Origin of the sequence: Kineosphaera limosa NBRC 100340, assembly GCF_000298215.1 — a bacterium.
Taxonomy (GTDB): Bacteria; Actinomycetota; Actinomycetes; order Actinomycetales; family Dermatophilaceae; genus Kineosphaera; species Kineosphaera limosa.
On the sequence record NZ_BAHD01000163.1, the window covers coordinates 1 to 891 of the forward strand.

An 891-nucleotide genomic window follows, 5' to 3' on the forward strand; every position below is an offset into this window, starting at 1 on the left:
CGGCGGCGCAGGAGGGTGTGCTCGCGGCGCGCGCCCACCTGACGGCCGTCTCGGCTCGGCGTGACCGGGCCCGGGCCGCCGCCGAGCGTGCCGCACTGCGCAGCAAGATCGCCGCCATCGACGAGGCGCATCACGAGTTGGCGCAGGTGCGCGAGCTGCTCGGCCAGAGCCCGGTGAGCACGGTGAGCACGACGGTGCTGCGCGACCTCGAGCAGGCCGCCCAGAGCGTGGACCTCGAGCAGGCCGCCCACGCCGTCGGCAGTGCCCGCATCGTGATCCGCGCGGCCGACGCCCCGGTGGAGCTGTCGGTGCAGGCCGGCGCCCCGCCGATCAGCGGGGAGACGTCCGACGTGCCGGCCACCGTCACGCTGGGCCGGGGGCAGTCCTGGGAGAGCGCGATCGGCCAACGCCTCGCCCTGCACCTGCCGGGGGTCGAGATCGAGTTGGAGCCCGAGTCCGGCGCCGCCCAACGGGTTGCCGCGCTCGCCGAGGCGCGGGCGCACCTGAAACGACGGCTCGCCGAGGTCGGCTGCGCCTCGCTCGAGGTGGCGCGCGTGGCTCACGATGAGCGGCACGATCTGCACGCCCAAGAAGCCGGCCTGCAAGCTCGCGTCCGGGCCCTGCTCGACGGTTCGGACCGCGCCGAACTCCTTGAGCGCCTGGCGGCTCTGGGCGGGGCCCTTGAGCTGCCCCCAGGCCCGGCCCGGGCCGCCGATCCCGAGACGGGCATCGACCCGGACGAATGGCAGCGGGCCCAGCAGACCGAAGAGCAGGCGCGCGCGGAGGCGGACCGGGCGCGGCTGCGGCGCGACTCGCTGGCCGCCAGCGTCGAGGCGATGCGGTTGGAGCTGACGCGGGCCGCCAGCGCCGCGGCGGCCCTGCGCGACCAGC

Annotated in this window: 1 protein-coding gene; it reads left to right on the top strand. The window is 76.5% G+C overall.

What is annotated here, in order from left to right; genetic code table 11:
- The coding region (locus KILIM_RS21865; RefSeq protein WP_006594947.1) for a hypothetical protein at positions 1-891 on the top strand (891 nt) is incomplete at both ends.